At 65.6% G+C, this 24,323-nt stretch carries 20 protein-coding genes and 1 pseudogene; 15 read left to right on the top strand and 6 right to left on the bottom strand.

What is annotated here, in order from left to right:
- Positions 1–153: 153 nt before the first annotated feature.
- The 5 genes and pseudogenes from C515_RS19960 to C515_RS0106845 all read left to right on the top strand — a co-directional run bounded on the left by C515_RS19960 (position 154) and on the right by C515_RS0106845 (position 5,370).
- Positions 154–2,625: an ATP-binding protein gene (locus tag C515_RS19960; protein WP_081686803.1), complete on the top strand. Its 2,472-nt coding sequence runs from the start codon at positions 154–156 to the stop codon at positions 2,623–2,625.
- Positions 2,622–3,611 carry a chemotaxis protein CheX gene (locus C515_RS0106860; RefSeq protein WP_028454925.1) on the top strand — a complete coding sequence of 330 codons (990 nt, stop codon included), beginning with the start codon at positions 2,622–2,624 and terminating at the stop codon, positions 3,609–3,611. The genes C515_RS19960 and C515_RS0106860 overlap by 4 nt, the downstream gene beginning before the upstream one ends.
- 36 nt (positions 3,612–3,647) lie before the next feature.
- A complete protein-coding gene (locus C515_RS0106855) occupies positions 3,648–4,013 on the top strand; it encodes a response regulator (RefSeq protein ID WP_028454924.1) in 366 nt (121 codons plus the stop codon).
- Between the two features lie 550 nt (positions 4,014–4,563).
- Positions 4,564–4,830, top strand: a pseudogene (locus C515_RS24900) (methyl-accepting chemotaxis protein); the annotation flags it as partial.
- Between the two features lie 3 nt (positions 4,831–4,833).
- Positions 4,834–5,370 (top strand): hypothetical protein, encoded by a 537-nt coding sequence (locus tag C515_RS0106845; protein WP_028454922.1) that lies wholly within the window; start codon positions 4,834–4,836, stop codon positions 5,368–5,370.
- Here C515_RS0106845 and hemF read toward each other — a convergent pair.
- The 3 genes from hemF to bioA are packed head-to-tail and all read right to left on the bottom strand — an operon-like array spanning position 5,362 to position 9,279.
- Positions 5,362–6,330, bottom strand: coding sequence for an oxygen-dependent coproporphyrinogen oxidase (gene hemF, locus C515_RS0106840; RefSeq protein ID WP_028454921.1), 969 nt, complete (start codon positions 6,328–6,330; stop codon positions 5,362–5,364). The two genes, C515_RS0106845 and hemF, sit on opposite strands and share 9 nt — an antisense overlap.
- Positions 6,331–6,389: 59 nt before the next feature.
- Entirely contained in the window at positions 6,390–7,946 is a 1,557-nt protein-coding gene (locus tag C515_RS19955; protein WP_043648500.1) for a cyclic-di-GMP receptor FimW-related protein, read from the bottom strand.
- Positions 7,947–7,962: 16 nt separating this feature from the next.
- Positions 7,963–9,279, bottom strand: a complete 1,317-nt coding sequence (gene bioA / locus C515_RS0106830; protein ID WP_028454920.1) for an adenosylmethionine--8-amino-7-oxononanoate transaminase — start codon at positions 9,277–9,279, stop codon at positions 7,963–7,965.
- A 146-nt stretch (positions 9,280–9,425) separates the two neighbouring features.
- On the opposite strand from bioA, the gene C515_RS0106825 reads away from it, so the two are divergent.
- From C515_RS0106825 to ccoG, 5 genes are all read left to right on the top strand, one after another.
- A complete protein-coding gene (locus C515_RS0106825; protein WP_028454919.1) occupies positions 9,426–10,604 on the top strand; it encodes a response regulator in 1,179 nt (392 codons plus the stop codon).
- A 166-nt stretch (positions 10,605–10,770) separates the two neighbouring features.
- Complete coding sequence (locus C515_RS0106820; RefSeq protein ID WP_028454918.1) at positions 10,771–12,120, top strand: HD-GYP domain-containing protein; 1,350 nt, start codon at positions 10,771–10,773, stop codon at positions 12,118–12,120.
- Positions 12,114–13,289 (top strand): L,D-transpeptidase family protein, encoded by a 1,176-nt coding sequence (locus C515_RS0106815; RefSeq protein WP_028454917.1) that lies wholly within the window; start codon positions 12,114–12,116, stop codon positions 13,287–13,289. Before C515_RS0106820 ends, C515_RS0106815 begins: the two co-directional genes overlap by 7 nt.
- Before the next feature lie 419 nt (positions 13,290–13,708).
- Positions 13,709–15,472: a SulP family inorganic anion transporter gene (locus C515_RS19950; RefSeq protein ID WP_051304713.1), complete on the top strand. Its 1,764-nt coding sequence runs from the start codon at positions 13,709–13,711 to the stop codon at positions 15,470–15,472.
- 90 nt (positions 15,473–15,562) lie between these two features.
- Positions 15,563–16,945: a cytochrome c oxidase accessory protein CcoG gene (gene ccoG, locus C515_RS0106805; protein ID WP_051304712.1), complete on the top strand. Its 1,383-nt coding sequence runs from the start codon at positions 15,563–15,565 to the stop codon at positions 16,943–16,945.
- Between the two features lie 30 nt (positions 16,946–16,975).
- On the opposite strand, the gene C515_RS0106800 is transcribed toward ccoG, so the two are convergent.
- Positions 16,976–17,587: a nitroreductase family protein gene (locus C515_RS0106800; protein WP_028454915.1), complete on the bottom strand. Its 612-nt coding sequence runs from the start codon at positions 17,585–17,587 to the stop codon at positions 16,976–16,978.
- 67 nt (positions 17,588–17,654) lie between these two features.
- Entirely contained in the window at positions 17,655–18,530 is an 876-nt protein-coding gene (locus tag C515_RS0106795; RefSeq protein WP_028454914.1) for an EamA family transporter, read from the bottom strand.
- Positions 18,531–18,607: 77 nt separating this feature from the next.
- Between C515_RS0106795 and C515_RS19945 the strand changes: the two genes are divergently transcribed.
- On the top strand, positions 18,608–19,180 hold the full coding sequence (locus C515_RS19945) for a MarR family winged helix-turn-helix transcriptional regulator (RefSeq protein WP_051304711.1): 573 nt from the start codon (positions 18,608–18,610) through the stop codon (positions 19,178–19,180).
- Positions 19,177–20,562: an aminotransferase-like domain-containing protein gene (locus C515_RS0106785; protein WP_043648499.1), complete on the top strand. Its 1,386-nt coding sequence runs from the start codon at positions 19,177–19,179 to the stop codon at positions 20,560–20,562. Before C515_RS19945 ends, C515_RS0106785 begins: the two co-directional genes overlap by 4 nt.
- Here C515_RS0106785 and C515_RS19940 read toward each other — a convergent pair.
- The gene (locus C515_RS19940; RefSeq protein WP_081686802.1) at positions 20,493–21,158 is read right to left on the bottom strand and encodes a histidine phosphatase family protein; all 666 of its coding nucleotides are present in this window, start codon (positions 21,156–21,158) and stop codon (positions 20,493–20,495) included. The two genes, C515_RS0106785 and C515_RS19940, sit on opposite strands and share 70 nt — an antisense overlap.
- A 200-nt stretch (positions 21,159–21,358) precedes the next feature.
- On the opposite strand from C515_RS19940, the gene groES reads away from it, so the two are divergent.
- The 3 genes from groES (at position 21,359) to C515_RS0106765 (ending at position 23,940) form a co-directional block, all read left to right on the top strand.
- Positions 21,359–21,646, top strand: a complete 288-nt coding sequence (gene groES / locus C515_RS0106775) for a co-chaperone GroES (RefSeq protein WP_028452172.1) — start codon at positions 21,359–21,361, stop codon at positions 21,644–21,646.
- A gap of 53 nt (positions 21,647–21,699) precedes the next feature.
- Positions 21,700–23,337 carry a chaperonin GroEL gene (gene groL / locus C515_RS0106770; protein WP_028454912.1) on the top strand — a complete coding sequence of 546 codons (1,638 nt, stop codon included), beginning with the start codon at positions 21,700–21,702 and terminating at the stop codon, positions 23,335–23,337.
- 207 nt (positions 23,338–23,544) lie between these two features.
- Entirely contained in the window at positions 23,545–23,940 is a 396-nt protein-coding gene (locus tag C515_RS0106765; protein WP_028454911.1) for a hypothetical protein, read from the top strand.
- Positions 23,941–24,323: the final 383 nt, after the last annotated feature.

The following is a 24,323-nucleotide window of genomic DNA, read 5'->3' as shown; positions in this document are numbered from 1 at the left end:
TGCAGCGCCCGGACGCGGTGCTGCGAACGCTGTCCGATGGACGTCGGCGGCGCCGGAGGACATGTCACGCCGGCGAAATATGGCCACGCTAGTATCAGCCAAGCCTAATTTATCGCCGCTGCCATTTCCCTCCATTCTGCCCGGGTGTCTCCCATGTCCATCGGTCAACGTATTGCCCTGCTGGTTGTGCTGGCCTTTCTCGCGATTGCGACGCTGGGCGGGGTGGCCTGGTACCAGTTCCGCCTCAATGCCGCCGATGTCCGCATCGTCACCGAGGGGGTGGTGCCCAGCGCGCTGGCCTCGGCCGATCTGGTCGCCCGGCTGAAGGATGTCCAGCTGGTGACGCAAACGCTGGTGTACGCGCCGGACGAGAATGAAACCCTGCAGGCCCGCAACCGGCTGGCCGCCCAGCAGGAGCGCCTGCGGGAAAGCCTCGAGCTGCAGCTGGCCGGCGCCAACAGCCAGACCCAGCAAGGGCTGGCCGCCCAGGCCAAGGAAACGCTGGGCAACTACTTTCATGCCATCGATGAAACGGTGCAGCTGAAACTGGCCGGGCAGCAGGAGGTGGCGATTGCCGCGCTGTTTGCCTCGGTGGCGCAGTACCAGGGCGAGCTCGAGCAGATCATCGACACGCTGCGCGTCGAGAAAAACCGCACCAAGGATTCCGCGATTGCCGCGCTGAAGGCGAGCATGAGCAAGACGCTGACCATCATTTTGCTGGTCACCGCCCTGGCGATCAGCCTGCTGGCCCTGTTTGGCGCCGTGCTCTACCGGCAGATCACCCACCCCGTGCGCGACATGCAGCAGATGATGAGCGACATCGCCGGCAGCCAGGATTTCTCGCGGCGGGTGCCGGTGCGGCGCGACGACGAAATCGGCCGCTCCATTCGCGCCTTCAACGTGATGATCGGGAAAATCGAGGAAAGCTCGGCCTTGTTGCGCCAGAAAACCAACGACATCGAGGCCATGCTGCTGAACATGCCGCAAGGCGTTCTGACGGTCGAGCCGGACAAGCGGGTGCATCCGGAATATTCGGCCTACCTCGCCACGATTCTGGAAACCGAACACATCGCCGGGCGCAATTTCATCGAGCTGGTGTTTGCCGGCAGCAACCTAGGCGCGGACGAACTGGCGCAAATCGAGGCCATGGCCGATTCCTGCATCGGCGAGGACCAGATGAATTTCGATTTCAATGCGCACCTGCTGGTCGACGAAATCCAGAAAACCATGCCCGGCGGACGCGTGAAGATTCTGGAGCTCAACTGGTCGCCGATCGGCGATGGGGCCGGCAATACCGCCCGGCTGATGCTGTGCGTGCGTGATGTGACCGAACTGCGCAAGCTGGCTGCCGAAGCCAGCGAGCAGCGGCAGGAGCTGGAAATGATCGGACAAATCCTGGCCGTGAATCAGGACAAGTTCCATGAATTCATCGTGAGCGCCATCAAGTTCATCGACGAGTCGGAGATCCTGATCCGTTCGCACCCGCTTCCCGATGCCGGGGCGCTGGTCGAGCTGTTCCGGAACATGCACACCATCAAGGGCAATGCGCGCACCTATGGCCTCACGCGCCTGACCAGCATCGTCCATGCCGCCGAACAGACCTACGAGGAGCTGCGCAAATCGCGCCCCGGCCTGGTCTGGGACCAGCAGCAGCTGCTGGGCGAGCTGGCTGCCGTGCGCGCCGCTGTCGAAAACTATGCACGCATCAACGAGGTGCTGCTGGGGCGCAAGGGCCCGGGTCGCCAGGGCAGCGTGGAACGCTATCTGCTGGTTGACAAGAACCAGATCCGCGCAACGCTGCAGCAGCTCGAAAGCGTCAATCCGAACAGCCTGCACGAGCTGGTGGCCGCACGCGACGCGGTGCGCCACACACTGCGCCTGCTCGGCACCGAAAGCATGGAAGAAATCCTCGGCAGCGTGATCGAGGGCCTGCCGGCGCTGGCGGCGGAGCTGAACAAGGATGCGCCGCAACTGAAGATTCGCGACAACGGTTACGTGCTGCATGCCCAGGCTGGCGGCATGCTGCGCAATGTCTTCATGCACCTGATCCGCAATGCCGTCGATCACGGCATCGAGCCTGCCGCCGAACGTCTTGCCTGCGGCAAGCGCAGCGCGGGCGAGATCAGGCTGGATGTCGAGGTGAGTGACGAGCAGTTGCGCCTTACCCTCGGCGACGATGGCCGCGGGCTGGCCCTGGTGCGCATCCGCGAGATTGCCGTCCGCAAAGGGCTGATCGCGCCCGATGCCCGGCTGGACGACGCCGAGCTGGCCCAGCTGATTTTCTGCCCCGGCTTTTCCACCGCCAGCAAGATTACCGAAGTGTCGGGCCGTGGCGTCGGCATGGATGCGGTGCAGGAGTTCGTGCAGCGCGAGGGCGGCCACATCCGCATCGTCTTCACCGATCAGTCCGAAGGCGCGGCATTCAGGCCCTTTGCCATGCAGATCACCTTGCCGGCAATGCTCGCCGAGCAGCTGGAGGGCCTGGCGCTGGCGCCGGCGATGCTGGCCGGCGACGCGCCGCCGCCTGCTCCTGCTGTGCCACTGCCCGTGCCGGGGCAGGCCGTGCCGGATCGCGCGCCGCAGGCGCCCATCGAATCAAGCTCCGAACAAGGATTCAAGGCATGAATGCAACGAGGGAGTGGCCGGGCGAGCTCGTCAGCAAGATACTGGTGCTCGATGACAGCGATGCCGATTTCGAGCGCCTGCGCCAGCTGTGCGAGGCGTGCGGCCTGGTCGGCATCCGCCCCCAGCGGCTGGATCTGGCCGGCGTGATGAGCCTGCTGAAAAGCAATGTCGACCTTGGCGGCATCCTGCTGTTTGAGGCGTATGGCGGCGAACTCGCCAGCGCGCTGGCGCTGGCCGGCACCATCCGCAAGCTGCGACCCGAGTTACCGCTGTTCCTGCGGCGCGCCGACGCGGCGGTGGAGGCGCTGGCCGGGCAGGATGCCGCGCTCTTTCGCTGCCAGTTCACGCTGGCCGACCCCGAAGCCTTTGTCGCCTCGCTGGAAAGCTCGATTTTCAGCCGCATCTATCCGACCGAAATGGTGCGCGCGCTTGCCGAAATCAGCCGCCAAGCCCTGCAGGCGCTGTTTGCCGGCTGCGACATCGGGGTGGAGCCACCCTATCTGGTCCAGGACAAGCTGATCTACGGGGAAATCTCGACGCTGATCAGCGTCGATGCCGGCTGGTGCCGCGGCTACCTGCTGCTGCAGACCGCCGAGCAGGAGCTGCTGGCGCTGGCGAGCCGCTGCGCGAGCCTGCCGGCGGAACAGGCCAACTTCCGTGGCCTGAACAATGTGCTGGCCGAGGCCACCAACCTGATCTGGGGCGGCTTCAAGAACCGCTTCGCCCAGGAGACCGAACCCGGCCTGCCCAGCCTGCAAAGCCAGGTTCCCATCGTCATCAATCACGAGCGCCGCTATGTGTCATTCGGTGCGGATGACGCCCACCTGTGCCTGAGGCTCACCCTGAACGAGCGCGACAATCCGCTCGCGCGCCCGGTCCCCGTCCTGCTGCGCCTCGTTTTCAACCTGGCCTGGAAGCCGGAAGCCTACCGCGGCCAGAATCCGGTGGATGCGCTGGTCGAGTCGGGCGAGCTGGAACTGTTCTGATCCGTTTTACCCCTGTCATGCAATAAAGGAATGCCCATGGCGCAAGTCTTGGTAGTTGATGATTCGAGTACCGTTCGCAACGAAGTCAGCGAATTTCTGAAAAGCAACGGCCTGACGGTCAGCGTTGCCGTCGATGGCCGCGACGGTCTGGCCAAGCTCAAGTCCGATGCCGCGATCAGGCTGGTGGTCAGCGATGTCAACATGCCGAACATGGATGGCCTGACCATGGCCGAGAAAATCCGTGGCGAACTGAACAACGCGGCGGTGAACATCATCATGCTGACCACCGAAAACAGCCCTGCCATGAAGGAGCGCGGCAAGGCCGCCGGCATCAAGGGCTGGATCGTCAAGCCCTTCAACGGGCCTGCCGTGCTCGCCACCTTCAAGAAGCTGCTGGCCTGATGGCGGTGCGAGCTGATCGGCCTGCTGACGGCAGGGGCTTTATATGAACGGTTGGATCTGGCTGGCCGTGCTGGGCGGCATGCTGCTGGCAGGGCTGCCGCTCGGGGTCTGGGCCAGCGTGCAGCGCGAGCGTTTGCGCCACGCCGTGCAGGCGAGGGAGGCACGCATCGCCGAGCTGGCGCAGCGGCCGACCCGCGATGCACTGGATACGGCTCTGCAGCGCCACGCCGCCGACATTGCCGCGCTGGAGGCTCGCCTGACCGAGCTCGCGCGCCAGCACGCCGCCGAGCTCGCCGCCGTGCGCGAACAGGCCAGTCGTGCCGAGAGCGACGCGCTGGCGCGCCAGCGTGCCGACCATGAGGTGCAGCTGGGGCTGGTGCATGACGAGCTCGCCGCCGAGTATGCCGATCTGAAGCAGGACATCGATGCGCTGCACGATATCGTGCGGACGGCCGAACGCTGGCATGAGGAGCTGCAGCGCATCGTCGGCAACAACCGGCTGCTCAAGGCGCAGAATGATGAATTCACCAAAATCGTCAAGAACGTGGTGATGCTGGCGCTGAACGCAGCCATCGAGGCCGCACGGGCTGGCGAGCATGGCCGGGGCTTTGCCGTGGTCGCCGACGGCGTGCGCGAACTGGCCCTGCAATCCGCCCGCGTGGCCGACGATTACCGCCGCAATCTGGAGGTCAACGATCTGATTACCACGACCACTTTCCAGGACATGCAGGCCAGCAGCAACATGATCCGCACGGCCGTGTTCAGCCTGCGCGCCACGGCGGAGCGCGTTCAGCAGACCATGCAGACGGCGGGGTGAGCGATGTTTACGCCAGCCAGCATTGACGCCATCGAAACGCTGTTCCGCAATGCAATCCGCGAGCATGGCGGCAGCCCCGACAGCGCCGTGACGACGGTAGCGGCCAGCGCCCGCAATGCCATCGTGCTCAGCATTTCGTCGTATCTGTTCAAGATCGTGCTGCTGTTCGATTTTCCGGCAGACGCCGGCAAACCGCAGGGGCGCGAGCCCGCCGCGGGACGCGGCGGCATGCCGGCGCCGTGCCTTGACGCCCGGGCCGAGCTGGTCAACATGATTTGCGGCTCGGCGAAGCGGGGTTTGGGGCAGACTTTTCCGCATGTCGGCATGTCGACGCCCATCCTGATCGACGGCAATTGCCTGGAACACGTGGCAGCCATTGCCCCCGATGCGCAGCGCAGGCTGCAGGTTGCGATGGGCGATGGCGAGGCGTTTGCCTGCCTGATTTGCCTGTTTGCCGCCAAGGACTCGGCCATCGACTTCCGTCTTGCTGCGGCGCCCGTGGCCCAGGCGGCCGGCAGCGGCGAGCTGGAGTTATTCTGAGGCGGCTTGCCGGCCCAGCCAGTCGCGTTCGCACAGAAAATCGCTGTACAGGCGCGCCTCCGGGGTGCCGGGCTCCGGGTGGTAGTCGTAACGCCAGTTCACCACCGGCGGCAGCGACATCAGGATGGATTCGGTGCGCCCACCCGACTGCAGGCCGAACAGCGTGCCGCGATCGAACACCAGATTGAATTCGACATAACGACCGCGCCGGTAGGCCTGCCAGTCGCGCTCGCGCGCGCCGTATGCGAGTTCGCGACGGCGCGCGACGATGGGCGTGTAGGCGGGCAGAAAGGCATTGCCGACCGCCTGCATCAGGGCAAAGCTGCCATCAAAGCCCAGTTCGCTGAAATCGTCGAAAAAGATGCCGCCGACGCCGCGGGGCTCCTGGCGGTGCTTGAGGAAAAAGTAGCGGTCGCACCAGGCCTTGAAATCCGAGTAGTAGCGCGCGCCGAACGGGTCGAGCGCGTCCTTGCAGGTCTGGTGGAAATGCACGGCGTCGGCCTCGTGGCCGTAGTAGGGGGTGAGATCCATGCCGCCGCCAAACCAGAAAATCGGCTGCGTCGCGTCTTCGTGGCCGCCTTGGCTCGTTCCCGCATTCTTTGCCGATTCACCGGCAACGGGCTTGGCGACAAACATCCGCACATTCATGTGCACGGTGGGGATATAGGGATTGCGCGGGTGCAGCACCAGCGACACCCCCATGGCCTCGAAGCCGCGCCCCGCCAGCTCAGGGCGGTGGGCGGAGGCCGACGGTGGCAGGCTCTTGCCCATCACGTGCGAGAAATTGACGCCACCGCGCTCGAAAAGCTGGCCGCCCTCGATGACGCGCGTAATGCCGCCGCCACCTTCGGGACGCTCCCAGCTGTCGGTATGGAAACAGCCGCCATCCAGCTGTTCGAGCGTGGCGACGATGTTCTGCTGCAGCGTGAGCAGGTAATCCTTGACTTGCAGGGTATTCACTGTAAATCCAATCTGGTGATGGCTTGCAGGGTTATACCCTGCTTTGTGTGCGTGCCGCCTTATTCGGACGGCTGGAATTCAAAGAGGTCGTAGCCCATCTGCTGCTCGCACAGCTTGTTGCCGCGCACGCGCTTCTCGCCATCGCTGTTGACCAGCACCAGCTCGCGCAAGGGCGTGTACACGCCCTTGCTGGCGGCGATGCGGGCCGGTTGCTTGAGCGCCGGAATCTCCGGCAACAGCAGGGCGGGCAGGAAGGGCAGGTGCTCGGCACCGATGCTCGGGCGCAGCAGCAGCGGCACGGCGCGCGCGGACAGTACCTGCAGGCCCATTTCGATCGCGCCATCCTCGTGTTGCTGCAGCCAGCGCACCGAGCACACCAGCCAGCCGGCTTCCGAGCCGCTGCGCAGCGCAACGATTTCGCCGGCGCGCAGTTTTTCGCTGGCCGAGGCCGCCAGGCGCACGGCATAACCGCCGGGACTTTCGTTGATCACCTGCCAGGTGGAGTGCTGCAGGTCGCCCGGCATGGGCAGCGTGATGTCCGGCATGCTGCCGTCGTCCAGCACGGCGATGATGGCGTCGTTGTGGTTCAGTGTAAACGTGGCCGAACGCAGTCCGGCGGCAATCTGCACGGTGGCTTCGGCCGGAATGCGCTGGTAGAGCCGCTGTGGCGTGATGGTCCATTGCCGGCCCACCCGGCGCACCAGTTCCAGCCAGGCCAGCACCTTGGCGCGATCACTGGCGGTGGGCGCCTTTTCCTCGATGCCCTGCTCGACGCGGCGGATTTTCTTGGCGAGGTCGGTGGTGTCCAGCAGGATGAGCTTGCCGTCTGACAATTCGATGTTGCGGTTGCCGATGTATTGCGCCGGCTTGTCGGTTTCCAGCTCGATCAGGAAAAAGCCCGGCTCGTTGCTCAGCTTGGTGACCGGCTGAAAATGCGCGTGGTGGGCGTAGTTTTCCGTCAGTTCCAGCACCTTTTCGACTTCCGGTCCGGCAAAGCGCAGCGGGTCGGCGAGCGACAGCACCAGCAGGCGCTTGTAGAGGCCGCCGATGCAGCGCTCCGGGCCGTTCTCCTTGGGCTCGTCGAGGTAACGCCCTTCGACGGCCAGCAGGAACATCTGGTGTGCTTCGCTCCAGATGCCGGGCGGCAGCGTCATGTAGAGGCGGCAGCTCACCTGATACAGCCGCCAGTAGCAATGCAGCACATTGAGTACAAAGCCCGGCAGCACCTTGCCATTGTTCATGACAAAACGCTTTTCGCTGCGGTCGAGCAGCGCGCGCTTCCAGCCCGTGGCCAGCTCCTGCCAGAGATTGCGCACCAGCTGGGCGGCGGCCTTGGCGGCATCCTTTAGCGGCAGGCCGCTGGCGGCGTAGCAGAGCTCGAAACTGCCCGAGAGCAGTTCCAGGGCGGTCTGAAACTCGCCCAGCAGTTTTGCACGGTCGTCAGCGTCGAGCTTGACCCGGTTCAGCGAGACCAGTGCATCGTGAATCTGGCGACCGGCTTCCTGCACATTGCCGGTCGGCAGCGCAATCAGCCAATCCTTGACCTTCTTGGGATTGGTTTCCACCGCGCCGGACAGCGCGGGGTCATAGTCGGGCAGGTTCAGCTGCAGGGGCATAGTGGTGTCAACGGGTTTATTCGGCCAGCACGGTGTTCAGCGCCGCCAGCGTGCATTGGGCAAGCCGGTCGGCGTCGGCATCCCGCAGTATATAGGGCGGCATGAAATAGAGGGTAGAGCCGATGGGGCGCAACAGCACGCCCTGTTGCAGGCCCGCCAGAAAGAGCCGCCGGGCAAAGCCGGCCGGTGCCGTGCTGACATCGCCGGCCCAGATCATGCCCTGGGTGCGCCAGTGACGGATGCGCGGGTGGCTGGCCAGCGCGGCAAATGGTCCGGCATTCCAGCGCGCAGCCTTGGCGCGGTTGGTGGTGAGCACATCGTCGCTGGCGAAGATGTCCAGCGTGGCCAGCGCCGCCGCGCAGGCCAGCGGGTTGCCGGTGTAGGAATGCGAGTGCAGGAAGCCGCGTCGCACATCCTGATCATAAAAGGCGGTATAGATCTCATCGCTAGACAGCACAACGGCCAGCGGCAGATACCCCCCGGTAATGCCCTTGGAGAGGCAAAGCAGGTCAGGCTTGATGCCGGCCTGCTCGCAGGCGAACAGCGTGCCGGTGCGGCCAAAGCCCACGGCGATCTCGTCGGCGATCAGCAGCACGCCATAGCGTTCGCACAGCGCGCGCGCGCGCCGCAGATACTGCGCGTCGTACATCGCCATGCCGGCGGCGCCCTGCACCAGTGGCTCGACAATCAGCGCAGCGATCTCCTCGTGATGGGCGGCCAGCGTCGTTTCCAGTGCCAGCGCGGCGCGCTCGGCGACGTCGGCGGCGGTTTCGCCTTCCTGCGCCTGGCGCGCATCCGGGCTCATCACCATGAAATTGGCGCGGATCAGCGGCGCGTAGGCGTCGCGGAAGATGGGCACGTCGGTGACCGACAGCGCACCCAGCGTTTCGCCGTGGTAGCTGTCCTGCAGATAGACAAAGCGGTTTTTCTGCGGCTGGCCGCGATTGCGCCAGTAATGCGCGGCCATTTTCAGCGCGATTTCGGTCGCCGAGGCGCCATCCGAGCCGTAAAAGGCATGACCGAGCCCGGTGAGCGCGCCCAGGCGCTCGGACAGTTCGACCACCGGCTCGTGGGTGAAGCCGGCCAGCATCACATGCTCGATGCGCTCCAGTTGTGCCGTGATCGCCGCCTTGATGCGCGGCTCATTGTGGCCAAAGAGATTGACCCACCAGCTCGATACCGCGTCCAGATAGCGGCGGCCGTCGGCGTCGATCAGCCAGGGGCCGTCGCCGCCGGTGATCGGCAGCAGCGGCAGCTGTTCATGATGCTGCATCTGCGTGCACGGGTGCCACACGGCGGCCAGACTGCGCGCCAGCAGGGATGCATTGCTCATGGGCGTACTCCGCAATCAAAGCCCGCATTGTGCATCAGCCGTCGGTAGCCTGATAGCGCGTTCCATGGCTGTCATATTTCTGCGCGTGCTCTATCTTTACCCATGGGTAAGTAATCAATCTGAAATGTTGAAAGCTAGGGGTTGTGATGGCACACAGCATTCTGATCGTGGAAAGTGGCAGGGCCTCGGCCGAGCGTTTGCAGGACAGCCTTGCCGGTCTGGCCGAAGTGGCCATGTGCTCCGGCGCCGCGGCCGCGCTGCGTGATCTGGCGGAATTGCAGCCCGCCATCGTGCTGCTCGGCGTCACGCAGGACGGCAGCGACCCTTATGGCCTGTGCCGCAGCATGCGGCGGGCGCGTCCCGATACGCGCATCCTGTTTGTCGCCCCGCAGGGCGAGGACGAGGCGGCGCGCATGGATGCCTATATGGCCGGCGCCGATGATTTTCTGGAATATCCCTTTCCCGTCGAGGAGCTGCAGCGCAAGGTCGAATTGCTGCTGCGCGTGATCGAGGATGCCGAGCGCCTGCAAACCTCGCTGCAGGAAGCCAACTCGGTCGCCATGCTGGCGATCACCAATACCAGCGAGATGGGCGGTGTCATCGATTTCATCAAGCGCGCCATGGGCTGCAATGACGGCGAAATGCTGCTGAAGACGCTGCTCTCGACGCTGTCGAGCCGCTTTGGCCTCAAGGCCTCGGCGCAGGTGCGGCTGGACGGCCAGCAAAAGACGCTGAATACCGAAGGACGCTCCAGCCCGCTGGAAGCCGAAATGCTGGCCAATCATGCGCAGGAAACGCGGCGCATTTTCCAGTATGGCCACCGCCTGATCATCAATTACCCGACCTGCATCCTGCAGGTCAAGGACCTGCCCGATGACGAAGCCTATGTCGGGCGCCTGCGCGACCACCTCGCCATCATGGTCGAGGCGGCCGATCATCGCGTGCACGGCATCCAGATCGAGGCGCTGAACCGCCAGCAAAGCCTGATGATCCAGCAGTCGCTGCGCCATCTGCGCGATGTGATCGGCATACTGGAACAGAATTACAAGCAGCAGCAGTCCAGCACCATGCAGCTCTTCGACCAGATGCGCTACAGCCTCGACCCGCTGCTGACCAGTCTCGGGCTGACCGAGCAGCAGGAGCAGGCCATCCTGCAGCTGATCGACCAGGCCGTGCAGGACGCCGGTGCGCTCTATGAGGCCGGGCTGATGCTGGACAACCACTTCGACGGCATCCTGGCGGAGCTCTCGACCCTGGTGGCCAGCGAGGCACCAGCCCCGCAAGCCAGCGACAGTACCGACGACAGCGACATTCTGCTGTTCTGATTTAAGGGTATTGGCCTGCAGCCCTTGCAAATGAATGGCTGCAGGCCAATACACTTGTTTCATTTGCTGATCGCCACAGGCTTGCTGGCGGCCTTGCCGCCCAGCCGGCGCTGCCGCGTTTCCCCGCCTACGATAAAGCATGTTTCCCGCACGAGACCCTCGCCGCATGCCCGATACCCTGAAAATGGCCGAACTGATCGGCTCGCTCAGTTATGCGCTCGACATTACCGAAGGGCAGCCCGAGGGCCATTGCGTGCGCTGCTGCTGGATCGGCATCCACATCGGCCGCCAGATCGGCCTGCCCGATGGCGAACTCTGGCAGCTGTACTACACGCTGCTGCTCAAGGACCTGGGCTGCAGCAGCAATGCCGCGCGCATCTGCGAGCTGTATCTGACCGACGACCGCGAATTCAAGCGCGACTTCAAGCTGGTCGGCAGCAATCTGTCGCAGGTGCTGGGTTTCGTGTTCGCGCACACCGGGCGCAGCAGCAACTGGAGCAAGCGCCTGAGCGCCATCCTCAACATCCTGCGCAATGGCGACGAGCTGGCCGCCGAACTGATCCAGACACGCTGCGACCGCGGCGCGGCGATTGCCAGGCAGTTGCGTTTTCCCGAAGCCGTCGCACAGGGCATTCATGCGTTGGACGAGCACTGGAACGGCAGCGGCCGCCCGGAAGGGCTGCAGGGCGAGGCGATTCCGCTGTTCGCGCGCATCGCGCTGCTGGCGCAGGTGATCGATGTGTTCCAGTTCTCGCACGGCCGCGCAGCGGCGCTGGCGGAGGCGCGGCTGCGCGCCGGGCAATGGTTCGATCCGGCGCTGGTGGACGCCTTTGCCGCCGTGGCGGCGGACGACGCCTTCTGGGCCATGCTGGCCGATCCGGCGATTACTGATGCCGTGCTGCATCTGGAACCGGCGAATCATGTCGTGCCGCTGGACGATGACTATATGGACGAAATTGCCGCCGCCTTCGGCCAGGTGGTCGATTCGAAAAGCCCGTTCACCGCCGGGCACAGCGAGCGCGTCGGCTTTTATACCGAGCTGATCGCCAGCGGACTGGGCATGCCCGCGCCACGCCGCCGCTGGCTCAGGCGCGCTGCGCTGCTGCACGACGTCGGCAAGCTCGGCGTGAGCAACAGCATCCTCGACAAGCCCGGCAAGCTGGAGCTTGACGAATGGCAGACCGTGCAGCTGCACGCACGCTACACCGAGGAAATCCTCGGCCGCATCGCGCACTTCAGCGAGCTGGCGCGCATCGCCGGCGCGCATCATGAACGCCTGGATGGCGGCGGTTATCCGCGCGGCCTGCAAGGCGACGCCATCAGCCTCGAAACCCGCATCATCACCACCGCCGACATTTTCGACGCCATCAGCGCCGAGCGCCCCTACCACGCCCCCAACTCCCCGCAGGCCACGCTGGACATCATGCGCGGCAATGTGGGGCCGGCCATCGATCCTGCCTGCTTTGCCGCGCTGGAGGCCATTGTTCACCGCGAGCTGCCAACCCTGCCATGCTGACCCTTCTGCGCCTGCCTTGCGCCGCCCTGTTGCTGGCGCTGACCCTGCTCCCGCGTGCCGCCCTGGCCTCCGCCGAGCCCACACCCATCGAGCGCGTGCGCGCCGAAATTGCCCGCCTGCAGACGCTGCCGCCCGCCGCGCAAACGCAGCTGGACGGCAAACGGGCGCTGAAGGAGGGCCTGCGCGGCCCCGATGTGGCCAGCCTGCGCAAGCGCCTGCGCGAACTCGGCTACCCGGCCGCGCCCGGCGACGAATTCGACGCCGCGATCACGCTGGCCGTGCGCGATTACCAGCGCGAGCAGGGGCTCAAGGAGGATGGGGTGGTGGATCGCCAGACGCGCTACAACCTCAACCTCGACACGGCGCGCAAGCTGGCGCTGCTGCAATGGCAGCTGCCGCAGATGGAGGCCATCGCCAGCGCCGGGGGCGAGCGGCACGTGGTCGTCAATATCCCGGCCTTCATGCTGACGGCCTATGAAGCGGGCCGGCCGGTGCTGGGCTCGCGCGTGGTGATCGGCCGCCCCGACCGGCAAACGCCGCTGCTGGCCACCCGGCTGGTCGCCCTGCAATTCAATCCTTCGTGGACGGCGCCGCCGACGGTGATCCGCAAGGACCTGACGCGCGATGGCCGGCTCGACACCGGCAAGCTGCGCGAAAAACGCCTGCAGATGCTGGACGCGGACGGCGCGGTGGTCGATCCCGAGCAGGTCGCCGCCGATCCCGATGCCAATCTGCTGGCCTACCGCTACTACCAGCAGCCCGGCGAGCGCAATGCGCTGGGGCGGCTGAAATTCGTGCTGACCGGCAGCAACGGCATTTATCTGCACGACACGCCGCAGAAAAGCGGCTTCGAGCGCGAAACGCGCGCCGCCTCGTCCGGCTGCGTGCGCGTGCAGCACTGGCAGGCGCTCGCCGGCTGGGTGGCGCAAACCTCACCGGAAGAGATCGGCGCGCGGGTGGCTTCCGGGCGCAGTCGTTATCTGCCGCTGGCCGAGCCGGTGAAGGTCTACCTGGTTTACTGGCCGGCCGAGGTCGAGGACGGCAAGCTGCGCTGGCGCGACGACATTTACGGGCGCTATCTGCGCGAAGAGGGCGTGAACGCCATCGCCCGCCACTCACCGCCCCGTCAGCTGGCAGGGCAGGCGCGCAAGGCGCCGGGCGGGCTTTGATACATGTGTGCCTATTGCCATGCAGCCTTTTACTGGAATGGGCTTGGCGGCCATACCCTGAGGTGATTGGCTGGCGCCCTTGGCAAAGACCATGCGTCATTCCCGCGCAAGCGGGAATCCAGCGCCAACGCCTGTTCGAGGGGCGCTCAGGATGCTGGTTGTGACCACAGGACATTCCCATGGGACACCGACATGACGACTTCCCGAGCCGGCTGGCCGATCCCCGATCCTGTTGCCATTTTCGCCTGATCCACCCCGACCGCAGGCAGACGCCTGGTGGATGAAACCCCGCACGCCGCTAGGCAAACCCGCAGCGCAAGGCAGCCTGGCGCGCGCTGTAACACCGCGCGCGCCAATTCTGACTACACTCGCAACAGGGGCCGCGCGGGCAGCGGTCGCAGCAGGACGAGGAGGGCGCGATGCGGTCATTTCCGGGGCGGGAGCAGCTGGCCACACTCTGGCGCGACAGTGCGCTGACGCTGCGCAGCCCCGCGCAGCTGCGCCATGACCTGCTCGCCGGGCTCAGCGTCTGCATCGTGTCGATTCCCGCCTGCATCGCCTATGCCGATCTGGCCGGCATGCCGGCACAAACCGGCCTCTACACCGCGCTGGCCGGCATGCTGGTCTTTGCCCTGGTCACCAGCTCGCGCCAGCTGATCGTGGGGCCGGATGCCGCCGTGGCCTTGCTGATCACCGCCGCCGTTACGCCGCTGGCCGGCGGCGATCCCGCCCGCTATGCCGTCTTGGCCGCCGTGCTGGCGCTGCTCGTGGGCTTGCTCATGCTGCTGGCCGCACGGGCGCGGCTGGGCGTGATGGCCGACCTGCTCTCCAAGCCCGTGCTGCTCGGTTTCATGAATGGCGCCGCGCTGATCCTCATCGCCAGCCAGCTCGGCAAGTTCACCGGCCTGACACTGCAGCATGGCGAGTTTTTCCCGCGCCTGTGGGAAATCGCCCGCCGCAGCGGCGACATGGCGGCTGCGCCGCTGCTGACCGGCCTGCTGTCGCTGGCCTGCCTGTTTGCGCTGCGGCGCTGGCGACCCGCCTGGCCGGCGGCGCTGCCGGTGTTTGTGCTGGCCATCGTGCTGGCCTGGCTGCTGCGGCTGGACGAACACGGCGTGGCGCTGCTGGGCAGCCTGCCGGCCGGCTTGCCGGCGCCGCACTGGCCCGCGCTGTCGCTGGCCGAGCTGACCCAGCTGCTGCCCGCCGCCGCCGGCATCGCGCTGCTGGCCATGCCCGAGGGCATCCTGCTGGCGCGCGCCTTCGCCCGCAAGAACGGCTATGAAATCCAGCCCAATCGCGAGCTGGCGGCGATGGGGCTGGCCAATGTGGCCGCCAGTTGCTGGCAGGGCTTCGCGCTGAGCTCCAGCCAGTCGCGCACGGCCATCAACGATGCCGCCGGCGGGCAGTCGGCGCTGTCCGGCCTGTTCGCCGCCTTGCTGCTGCTGCTCTTCCTGCTGTTTCTTTCCGACGCCCTGCGCTACCTGCCGGTGGCCACGCTGGCGGCGCTGCTGATCTTTGCCGGCATTGGCCTGATCGACGTGCGCGAATGGCAGGAAATGTACCGTGTCGACCGCACCGCCGCGCTGTTCTCGCTGGTGACCACTGCCGGCGTGTTACTGGTTGGGGTATTGCCCGGCATCATAGTGGGAATATCGCTCTCGCTGGCATACCTCATACAATTCATGTCACGCCCCTTTGATGCGGTGCTGAGCAACGTCGAGGGCCGCAAGGGCTTTCACGATGCGGGGGCGCCAGGCCTCAGCGGCCATTCGCGCTATCTGCAGGGGCTGCTCGTCTACCGCTTTTATGCGCCGCTGCTGTTTGCCAACAGCGGCTACTTCAGCGAGCGCATCAGCCAGCTGGTGGCCGATGACGGCGACACACGCTGGGTGCTGATCGATGCCCAGGCCATCACCTTTCTCGATGTGACCGCCGCCGAGCAGCTGCTGCGGCTGAACCGCCAGCTGGAAGAGGCCGGCATCGACCTGAAGTTTGCCCGCTGCAACCGGCCCTTGCGCGAAGCGCTCGACCGCTACGGCGTCACCTCGGCCATTGGTGCCGACAGTTTCTTTGCCCATGTGCACGACGCCATCGACGAATATCGCCAGCGCCATCCCGATGTCGGGCCCGAGCTGGCGCCCACGCTGGGCTGGGACGGCATCGAGCGCCGGCAGGAGCATTGAGCCGCTGTACCCCTGTTTTGACCCGTTCCTGTTGCTGTGCGCCAGCGCTAAGGCTCGCTATAAGGTGGATTTTGTCTTGCGAACCCCGCTATGCCCGCCGCCCGCACCATTCCCATCCATCCTGCCCCCGGTTCTGCCACCGCCCTTCAGCCGCGCCTGACCCGCGGGCGCTTCAACAACTGGCGCGTGGCGCTGATCGTCGTCACGCAGGCGGTGTTTTTCGGCCTGCCCTGGCTGAACTGGGACGGCCGGCAGGCGGTGCTGTTCGACGTGGCGCGCCAGCAGTTTTTCGTGTTCGGGCTGAACTTCTGGCCGCAGGATTTCATTTATCTGGCCGCATTGCTGATGGCCTGTGCCTTTCTGCTGTTCTGGGCCAGCACGCTGGCCGGGCGCGTGTGGTGCGGCTACGCCTGTCCGCAGACGGTGTATTCGACGCTGATGCTGTGGCTGGATCGGCTCGTCGAGGGCAATCACATCGCCCGCGCCAGACTGGCGGCGCGGCGTGGCAGCTCGGAATGGCTGGCGCGCAAGGGGGTCAAGCACGCGCTGATGCTGCTGCTGTGCGCGTGGATCGGCGTCACATTTCTGGGCTGGTTCGTGCCGCTGCGCGAGGTGGTGGCACGGCTGCCGGCCGGGCTGACTGCGCTCGAATGGGGCTGGATCGCCGGTTACGGCGGCTTTACCTATGTACTGGCCGGCCATCTGCGCGAGCAGGTGTGCAAGCACATGTGCCCCTATGCGCGCTTTCAGGCCAGCATGTTCGACGCACGCACGCTGGTGGTCGACTATGACAGCGCCCGTGGCGAGCCGCGCGGCGCATTGCGCAAGGCCGCCAGCGCGCAGGGCGCCTGCGTCGATTGCGGCATCTGCGTGCAGGTCTGCCCGGTCGGCATCGACATCCGCCAGGGCCTGCAATACGAGTGCATAGGCTGTGCGGCCTGCATCGATGCTTGCGACATCGTCATGGACAAGCTTGGCCAGCCGCGCGGACTCATCCGCTTCAGCAGCGATACCCACCGCCAGCAGCCTGGCTCGGCTGCCTTTACGCTGCGCGACTGGCTGCGCCCGCGCGCCAGCCTCTATGCCGTCCTGTTATTAACCGTCACGCTGGCAACCGGCATCGCACTGATGCAGCGCCAGCCGTTCAAGCTCGATGTCGCGCGCGACCGCCAGCAACTGGCGCGCGAAACGGCGGACGGGCAGGTGGAAAACCGCTACCTGCTGCAGCTGGGCAACAGCGCCGGCGTGCCGCAGGACGTGGAATTGCAGCTGCAGGCACCGCCTGGCATCCGCCTGCTGGGCACGCCGCCGGTCAGGCGCATCGACGCTGGCGGCAATGCGCAGTGGGCGCTCACACTCACGGCGCCCGCCGGCCAGCCCAGCTCCCCCATCACGCTGATCGCACAAAGCCGCAGCCACCCGGACTGGCGCGTGCGAACGTCCAGCCGCTTCATCGGCCTGCCGCCACGCTGAGGTCTCTGATAATGGCTTGCTGCCCGGTGATCACGCCAGCTGCAGCAGCTCGCTCAGCGCCTTGCGCGGTTTTTGCGGGGCGTTGCCGCTGGCGGCGTGGCCGATGCTCACCAGCAGTACCGGCAGTTGTTCGGGCGGCAGGGCAAAGGCCTGGCGGACTGCGGCGGCGTCAAAGCCGCTGAGCGGGCAGCTGGCCAGCCCTTCGCCTTCGGCGGCCAGCAGCAGCGTCATCGCCGCCAGCGAGGCGGAGCGGATGGCTTCCTCGCGCTGCAACTGCGGCTGGTCGTGGAAGGTGTCGCTGGCCTGGCTGACCCAGCTGGCGGCCAGCGCTGCGCTGACATCGCCGCGCAGCACGGCCGGCTGCAGCGCGGCGGCCAGGCCGTGCTGCGGCGGCAGCGTGCCGCAGATGATGAAGGTGACCGCCGCATCGCTGACCTTGCGCTGCCCGTAGGCGGCCGCGGCGAGTGCGGCCTTGCCGCTGGCCGAGCGCACGGCGATGAAGCGCCAGTTCTGGCAGTTGTAGGCGCTGGGCGCGCGGCTGGCCAGTGTGGCCAGGCGAGCGATCACGGCGTCGTCGAGCGCTTGCTCCGGGTCGAACAGGTGGCAGGAACGGCGCGATTCGATGGCGTTGGCGACGGACATGGGTTTTCTCCTGACAGGTTTGGTTTGGATTTGAATTGAACTGAATTGGGGGAGGGCGAAGAGTGGATCAGTGCGGCTTGCGCCAGCCGGCGCTGGCGAACTGCACGGCGACGATGCTGGCCAGCACCAGCGCCATGCCCAGCAGTGCCTGGCCGCGCAGGGCCTGGCCTAGCACCAGCCAGCCCAGCAGCACGGCGCACAGCGGGCTGAGCAGACCCAGCACCGACAGCGCCACCGGCGGCAGCAGGGCGACGCCGCGAAACCACAGCACATAGGCCAGCGCCGCACCGCAGAGGCAGAGGTAGGCGTAGCCCGCCAGCGCCGGCCAGCCCAGCCTGGGCAGGGCCGGCTCCAGCCACAGCGCCGCCGGCAGCAGCAGCAGGCCGCCCAGCACGAGTTGCCAGCCGGTGTAGGCCAGCAGCGGCGTTGCGCCCTGCCAGCGGCGGGCGAGAAAGGTGCCGGTGGCCATGCAGGCGGCGCCGGCCAGCGCGGCGGCAATGCCGTACTGATCGGCGCGGCTGTCCGGCGTGAGCAGCATCAGCGCCATGCCGGCCAGCCCGGTGCAGCAGGCCAGCAGGGCCTGCCAGTGCGGGCGCTGGCCATCCATCGACCAGGCCAGCCCCAGCACCAGCAGGGGCTGGATGGCGCCAAGCACGGCCGCCAGCCCGCCGGGCAGGCGATAGGCGGCAATAAAGAGCAGGGCCTGAAAGCCGCCGATGTTCAGCGCGGCCAGCAGCAGCAGACGCGGCCAGCCGATGTCCCGCTGCCGGCTTGCCAACAGCAGCAGCAGGCCGGCGGGCAGCGTGCGCAAGAGCGCGGCGGTCAGTGGCCGGTCGGCCGGCAGCAGCTCGGTGGTGACCAGATAGGTGGAGCCCCAGATCAGCGGGGCCAGGGCGGTGAGCAGGACGGGCAGGGCAAACTGGCGCAGGGGGGAGGTGGTCATGGTATTATCTTCAAATCAAGACAAATTCAGTGTGCGACCGTATTTGTCTTGATGTCAAGATAAAATGCGAGCCCCTCATGCCCGATCCGAATGCGCTGTCCGATTTCCAAGCCGCTCCCCAGGCTGATTTCCAGTCCGCTCCGCAGCCCACCGACGCTGTTGATGCCATCCTTGCCCAGTGGCAGCGCGAGCGTCCCGATCTCGATACCAGCCCGATGGGCATTCTTGGCCGTCTGGGGCGCTGCACCGCGCTGATCCGCCGCGAGCTGGACGCCACCTTTGCCCGCTTTGGCATGACGGGCTGGGAGTTCGATGTGCTGGCGACGCTGCGGCGCAGCGGCGCACCCTACAGCCTGACGCCGACCGCGCTGTTCTCGGCGATGATGATTACCTCCGGCACCATGACCCACCGCCTGCAAAAGTTGGAGGCGAGCGGCCTGATCGCGCGCCAGGCCAATCCGGACGACGCGCGCAGCCAGCTGGTCGTGCTGAGCCCCGCCGGGCTGGCGCTGATCGACGCGGCCGTGGCGGCCCATGTTGCTACCGAAGCGCGCCTGCTGGCCGGCCTGCCTGCCGCCGCGCTGGCGGGACTGGACCAGGGCCTGCGCACGCTGCTGCAGACGCTGGACGCACCGGATGCGACCCCATGAGCGCTGGCGCGGCCGCGCAGCACAAGTTTCGCCAGCTGGCCGATGTCTTTGTCGCCGCCTTTGCCGCGGGCGACTACCAGCCCGGTGATCGCCTGCCCTCGCTGCGGGACGTCTGCCGCGCACATGCGGTCAGCATGAATACCGCGCAGAAGGCCTTTCACGAGCTGGAGCGCCTGGGTTATATCGCTGCCGTGCCGCGCGCCGGCTTTCGCCTGCTGAGCCGGCCGGCCGGTTGCGGGGCGGATGGCGCGGCCGCGCGCTCGCTGGACGAACTCTTGCTGGATAGTCGTCTGCCCGCACCGCTGGGTTCGCCCTTCGTGAATCCCGCGCTCTTCGACCTGCGCGTGCTCAATCGCGAACTTGCGCGTGCCATAAAGGGGTATGCCTCTGCAGCCAATCACTCTCCTGTGTTTGGGCTGGATACCCTGCGAAGGCAGATCAGCCGTTTGTACCTCGCCGAAGGCGTGTCGCTGCATTGGGAAAACCTGCTGATTACCTGCGGCGGCATGGAGGCACTGGCGCTCGCCATCCAGGCCGTGCTGCAGGACGGTCGTCCGCCCTGCATCGCGGTGATGACGCCGGCGTTTCCCGGTGCGCTGAATCTGCTGCGCCAGCTGGGCGTGGCCATCGTCGCGCTGCCCGAGGCGCCGGCAGAGCAGGAGGCCCTGCTGACCAGCCGGCCACTGGCGGCGCTGCTGCTGATGCCGAATTTCCGCCATGCCAGCGGGCAGTGCCTCGACGACGCCGCCAGACAGGCGCTGCTTGCTCTGGCTGATCGCTTCGATGTGCCCATCATCGAGGACGACACCTATCGCGCCCTGCATTTCGGCACGCAGGCGCCGCTGCCGCTCAAGGCCGGCGACCGCGACGGGCGGGTGCTGCACTGTGGCTCATTCAGCAAGACGCTGGCGCCGGGCTACCGTGTCGGCTGGCTGGAGCCGGGCCGCTATCACGAACGCGTGCGCGCGCTCAAGCTGTGCTCGACGCTCAGTTCGCCACTGCCCAGCCAGCTGGCGCTGGCCGCCTTGCTGGCCAGTGAACAGGCGTCGCGTCTGGTGCAGCCTCTGCGCCGTGCACTGCAGCAACGCTGCAGCCTGCTGCGCCACGCCGTGCTGGCGCATTTTCCGGCCGGCACGCAGGTCAGCGAGCCGGCCGGTGGCTATCTGCTGTGGATAACGCTGCCGGCGGTCTGCGATCAGACGGCGCTGCTGCAGCGCGCCAGCGCCGTCGGCCTGCATTTCGCCCCGGGCAGCCTGTGCCTGCCCGATGGCCAGCCGGACGCGTGCGCCACACTGCGGCTCAATGCGAGTTTTTACACCCCGGAAACCGAAGCCCTGCTGCAAAAACTCGGGATCTGGCTGCAGGAAGCACTGGCCGCGTAATCAGCGGCGGGCAGGCAGGCGATGCGCGTGATGGTGCCGCCCTGCAGGCGGAAGAAGGCATCCTGCGGCATGTCCTGCTGCCAGATCGCCGGGTGATCCAGGTCGGCGTACACACCGCGCAGGATGCGCCCGAGCAGGCCGTGCGCAACGACGATCAGTTTGGGCGGCAGGCTGGTGTCGGCCAGCCAGGCCTTGATGCGTGCAAGCACGGCGGGATAAGGCTCGCAGCCCGGCGCCTGGAAATGCCAGTCGGGCTGGTGCGCCAGCTGCGGGTGCCGGCTGTGCAGTGCCTCGACCTCCAGCATTTCCCAAGCGCCGAAGGCGACTTCGATCAGGCGCTCATCGCTTTGCACGCTGCCTGCGGGCAAGCCAAGCTCGGCGCAGACCAGCGCGGCGGTTTGCCTGGCGCGCCCAAGCGGGCTGGCGAGCACCCGCCAGTGCGCGGGATCGCCGATTTCGGCGCGCAGCGTCGCACCCATGGCGCGGGCCTGGCTTTCGCCAAGAGCGGTCAGCGGCGAATCGCAGTGACCCTGCAGCCGCCGTTCGCGGTTGTAGTCGGTCTGGCCGTGGCGCAGCAGATAAATCGTGTGGGACATGCATACCTCCGGCGGCAAAGGACCAGTTTAGCGCCGCACGGGAACGGCCTCTGCGCAAAACTTGCGCTTTCGCCTCTTGAAAAGCGGAAAACCCGCCCATATCATTGGCACTCGTTAGCCGAGAGTGCTAACTGCCCGAATCAAATCATTGATTTGCAAGCTTTTACCATTCTCACCTCATTCATCAGGAGAGTAAGACCATGAAAATTCGTCCCTTGCATGACCGCGTCGTGATCAAGCGCGTTGAAGCAGAAGAAAAGACCGCCTCCGGCATCGTGCTGCCGGGCGCTGCTGCCGAAAAGCCGGACATGGGCGAAGTCGTTGCCGTGGGCACTGGCAAGCTGCTGGATGACGGCACCGTGCGTGCCCTGTCGGTCAAGGTTGGCGACAAGGTCATCCTCGGCAAGTACAGCGGTCAGACCGTGAAGCTGGATGGCGAAGAACTGACCGTCCTGCGCGAAGAAGACATCTTCGCCGTTGTTGAATAATCGAGCGCATCCGCTCTTCAACACGTTTTTTATCGAATACGGAGTAATTGAAAATGGCTGCAAAAGAAGTTCTGTTTGGTGACAACGCCCGTGCCAAGATGGTCAACGGCGTTAACGTACTGGCTAACGCGGTTAAGGTAACCCTGGGCCCGAAGGGCCGTAACGTGGTGCTGGATCGCTCCTTCGGCGCGCCGACCATCACCAAGGATGGCGTTTCCGTTGCCAAGGAAATCGAACTGGAAGACAAGTTCGAAAACATGGGCGCCCAGCTGGTGAAGGAAGTGGCTTCCAAGACTTCCGACATCGCCGGTGACGGTACCACTACCGCTACTGTTCTGGCTCAGGCCATCGTTCAGGAAGGCATGAAGTACGTTGCTGCCGGCTTCAACCCGACCGATCTGAAGCGCGGTATCGACAAGGCTGTTGTGGCCCTGGTAGGCGAACTGAAGAACATCGCCAAGCCGACCACCACCTCCAAGGAAATCGCCCAGGTTGGTTCCATTTCCGCCAACTCCGACGCTGACGTGGGCCAGATCATCGCCGACGCGATGGACAAGGTTGGCAAGGAAGGCGTGATCACCGTTGAAGACGGCAAGAGTCTGAACAACGAGCTGGACGTGGTTGAAGGCATGCAGTTCGACCGCGGCTACCTGTCCCCGTACTTCATCAACAATCCGGACAAGCAGATTGCTGCGCTGGAAAACCCCTTCGTGCTGCTGTTCGACAAGAAGATCAGCAACATCCGCGATCTGCTGCCGGTACTGGAACAAGTTGCCAAGGCTGGCCGCCCGCTGCTGATCATCGCCGAAGACGTGGACGGCGAAGCGCTGGCTACCCTGGTGGTGAACAACATCCGTGGCATCCTGAAGACTGTTGCCGTCAAGGCTCCGGGCTTTGGCGACCGTCGCAAGGCCATGCTGGAAGACATCGCCATCCTGACCGGCGGTACCGTGATTGCCGAAGAAGTCGGCCTGACTCTGGAAAAGGCAACCCTGGACCAACTGGGCCGCGCTGCGCGCATCGAAGTGGGCAAGGAAAACACCACCATCATCGACGGCGCTGGCGCTGAAGATGCCATCAAGTCCCGCGTTGCCACCATCCGCAAGCAGATCGACGAAGCCACCAGCGACTACGACCGTGAAAAGCTGCAAGAGCGCGTGGCCAAGCTGGCCGGCGGTGTTGCCGTGATCAAGGTTGGCGCTGCGACCGAAGTTGAAATGAAGGAAAAGAAGGCCCGCGTGGAAGATGCACTGCACGCGACTCGCGCTGCCGTGGAAGAAGGCATTGTGGCCGGTGGTGGCGTTGCCCTGCTGCGCGCCCGCGCCAACCTCGGTGAAGTGGCTACCTCCAACCACGACCAGGAACAGGGCGTGAAGATCGTCCTGAAGGCCATCGAAGCACCGCTGCGCCAGATCGTGGCCAACGCCGGCGACGAGCCGTCCGTGGTCATCAACAACGTCCTGGCCGGCAAGGGCAACTACGGCTACAACGCCGCTACCGGTGAATACGGTGACATGGTCGAGCAGGGCGTGCTGGATCCGGCCAAGGTGACCCGCTCCGCGCTGCAACACGCTGCGTCCATCGCCGGCCTGCTGCTGACCACCGATTGCATGGTGGCCGAGCTGCCGAAGAAGGATGCGCCGGCCATGCCGGACATGGGTGGCATGGGTGGCATGGGCGGCATGATGTAATTGCCGGTCAGACCGACCTGAAACGCCTGCTGTAGTAGTACACGCAGCCAACGACAACGCCACCTTCGGGTGGCGTTGTTCTTGGTGCCAGCCGCTGGTCGGCCGGCTGACCATCCATCGCTGGATATTCCGCTGCGGACAAATGCCTTGAGGGAGGCGAGCTATGTGATAACTATGTCTCGTTCGCATTGCCAAGGAGGAAGTGCCATGAACCTGCGCGCCAGCCCACGTGCCTACGTGATTGATGTTCTGGCCCTGCTGCTGCTGGCAGGCTGTTCATTTGAGTTTGCCCGCCGCGGACAGCACACCGAGCTGCTGCTCAGTCTGTCCATGCTGTTGCTGGCGGGCCGGCACTGCCTCAACGATTACCAGTCTCTGCACCGCGTGGATGGCCCCAGGCTGGCCTTGCGCGGTACGGTGCTGACGCTGGTGGCCGATAGCCTGCTGTGCGCCATTCTGCTGTTCTGCCTGGGCAGTTTTGCCGTTGGCCTGCAGCAGACGGCGTTCTTCCTGGCTGGCGCGGCGCTGCTGCTGGCCTGGCGGCATGCGCTGAATGACTGGGAGTCGCGCCCCGGCGGGCGCCAGGGCATGCGCAAGAATTGAGCTGATTGGGCCGCTGGCTCAGCAAGGCACGAGTCGTCACTCCCGCGCCCCGCGGGGATTCCCTTGTATCTCGCAGTACTTGGCGGTTAGCTTCCGCCAATCGGGAGAAGGACAGCTTGTGGATGCCCTTAAGGTCCAAACCTTGTATCGCAGATCAAGCCCTTCTCCCACCTCTTCGCCAGCCTGAACACTGAACGGTAGCCAAGGGCCCAGACCCTGCATGCACAAGGCAAGTGGGTGAAGTTGGCAAACGCAATCACTGGAAACAAGCATGATCTATCTCGGTATCGATGTCGCCAAGGCCAAACTGGATTGCGCCCTTCTGCGTGATCCGCACAAGACCGCCTGCAAATCCAAGGTCTTTCCCAATACCGCCGCCGGCG

This window comes from Chitinilyticum litopenaei DSM 21440 (assembly GCF_000428145.1).
Taxonomy (GTDB): Bacteria; Pseudomonadota; Gammaproteobacteria; order Burkholderiales; family Chitinibacteraceae; genus Chitinilyticum; species Chitinilyticum litopenaei.
This window is presented reverse-complemented; position numbering and strand designations above follow the sequence as displayed.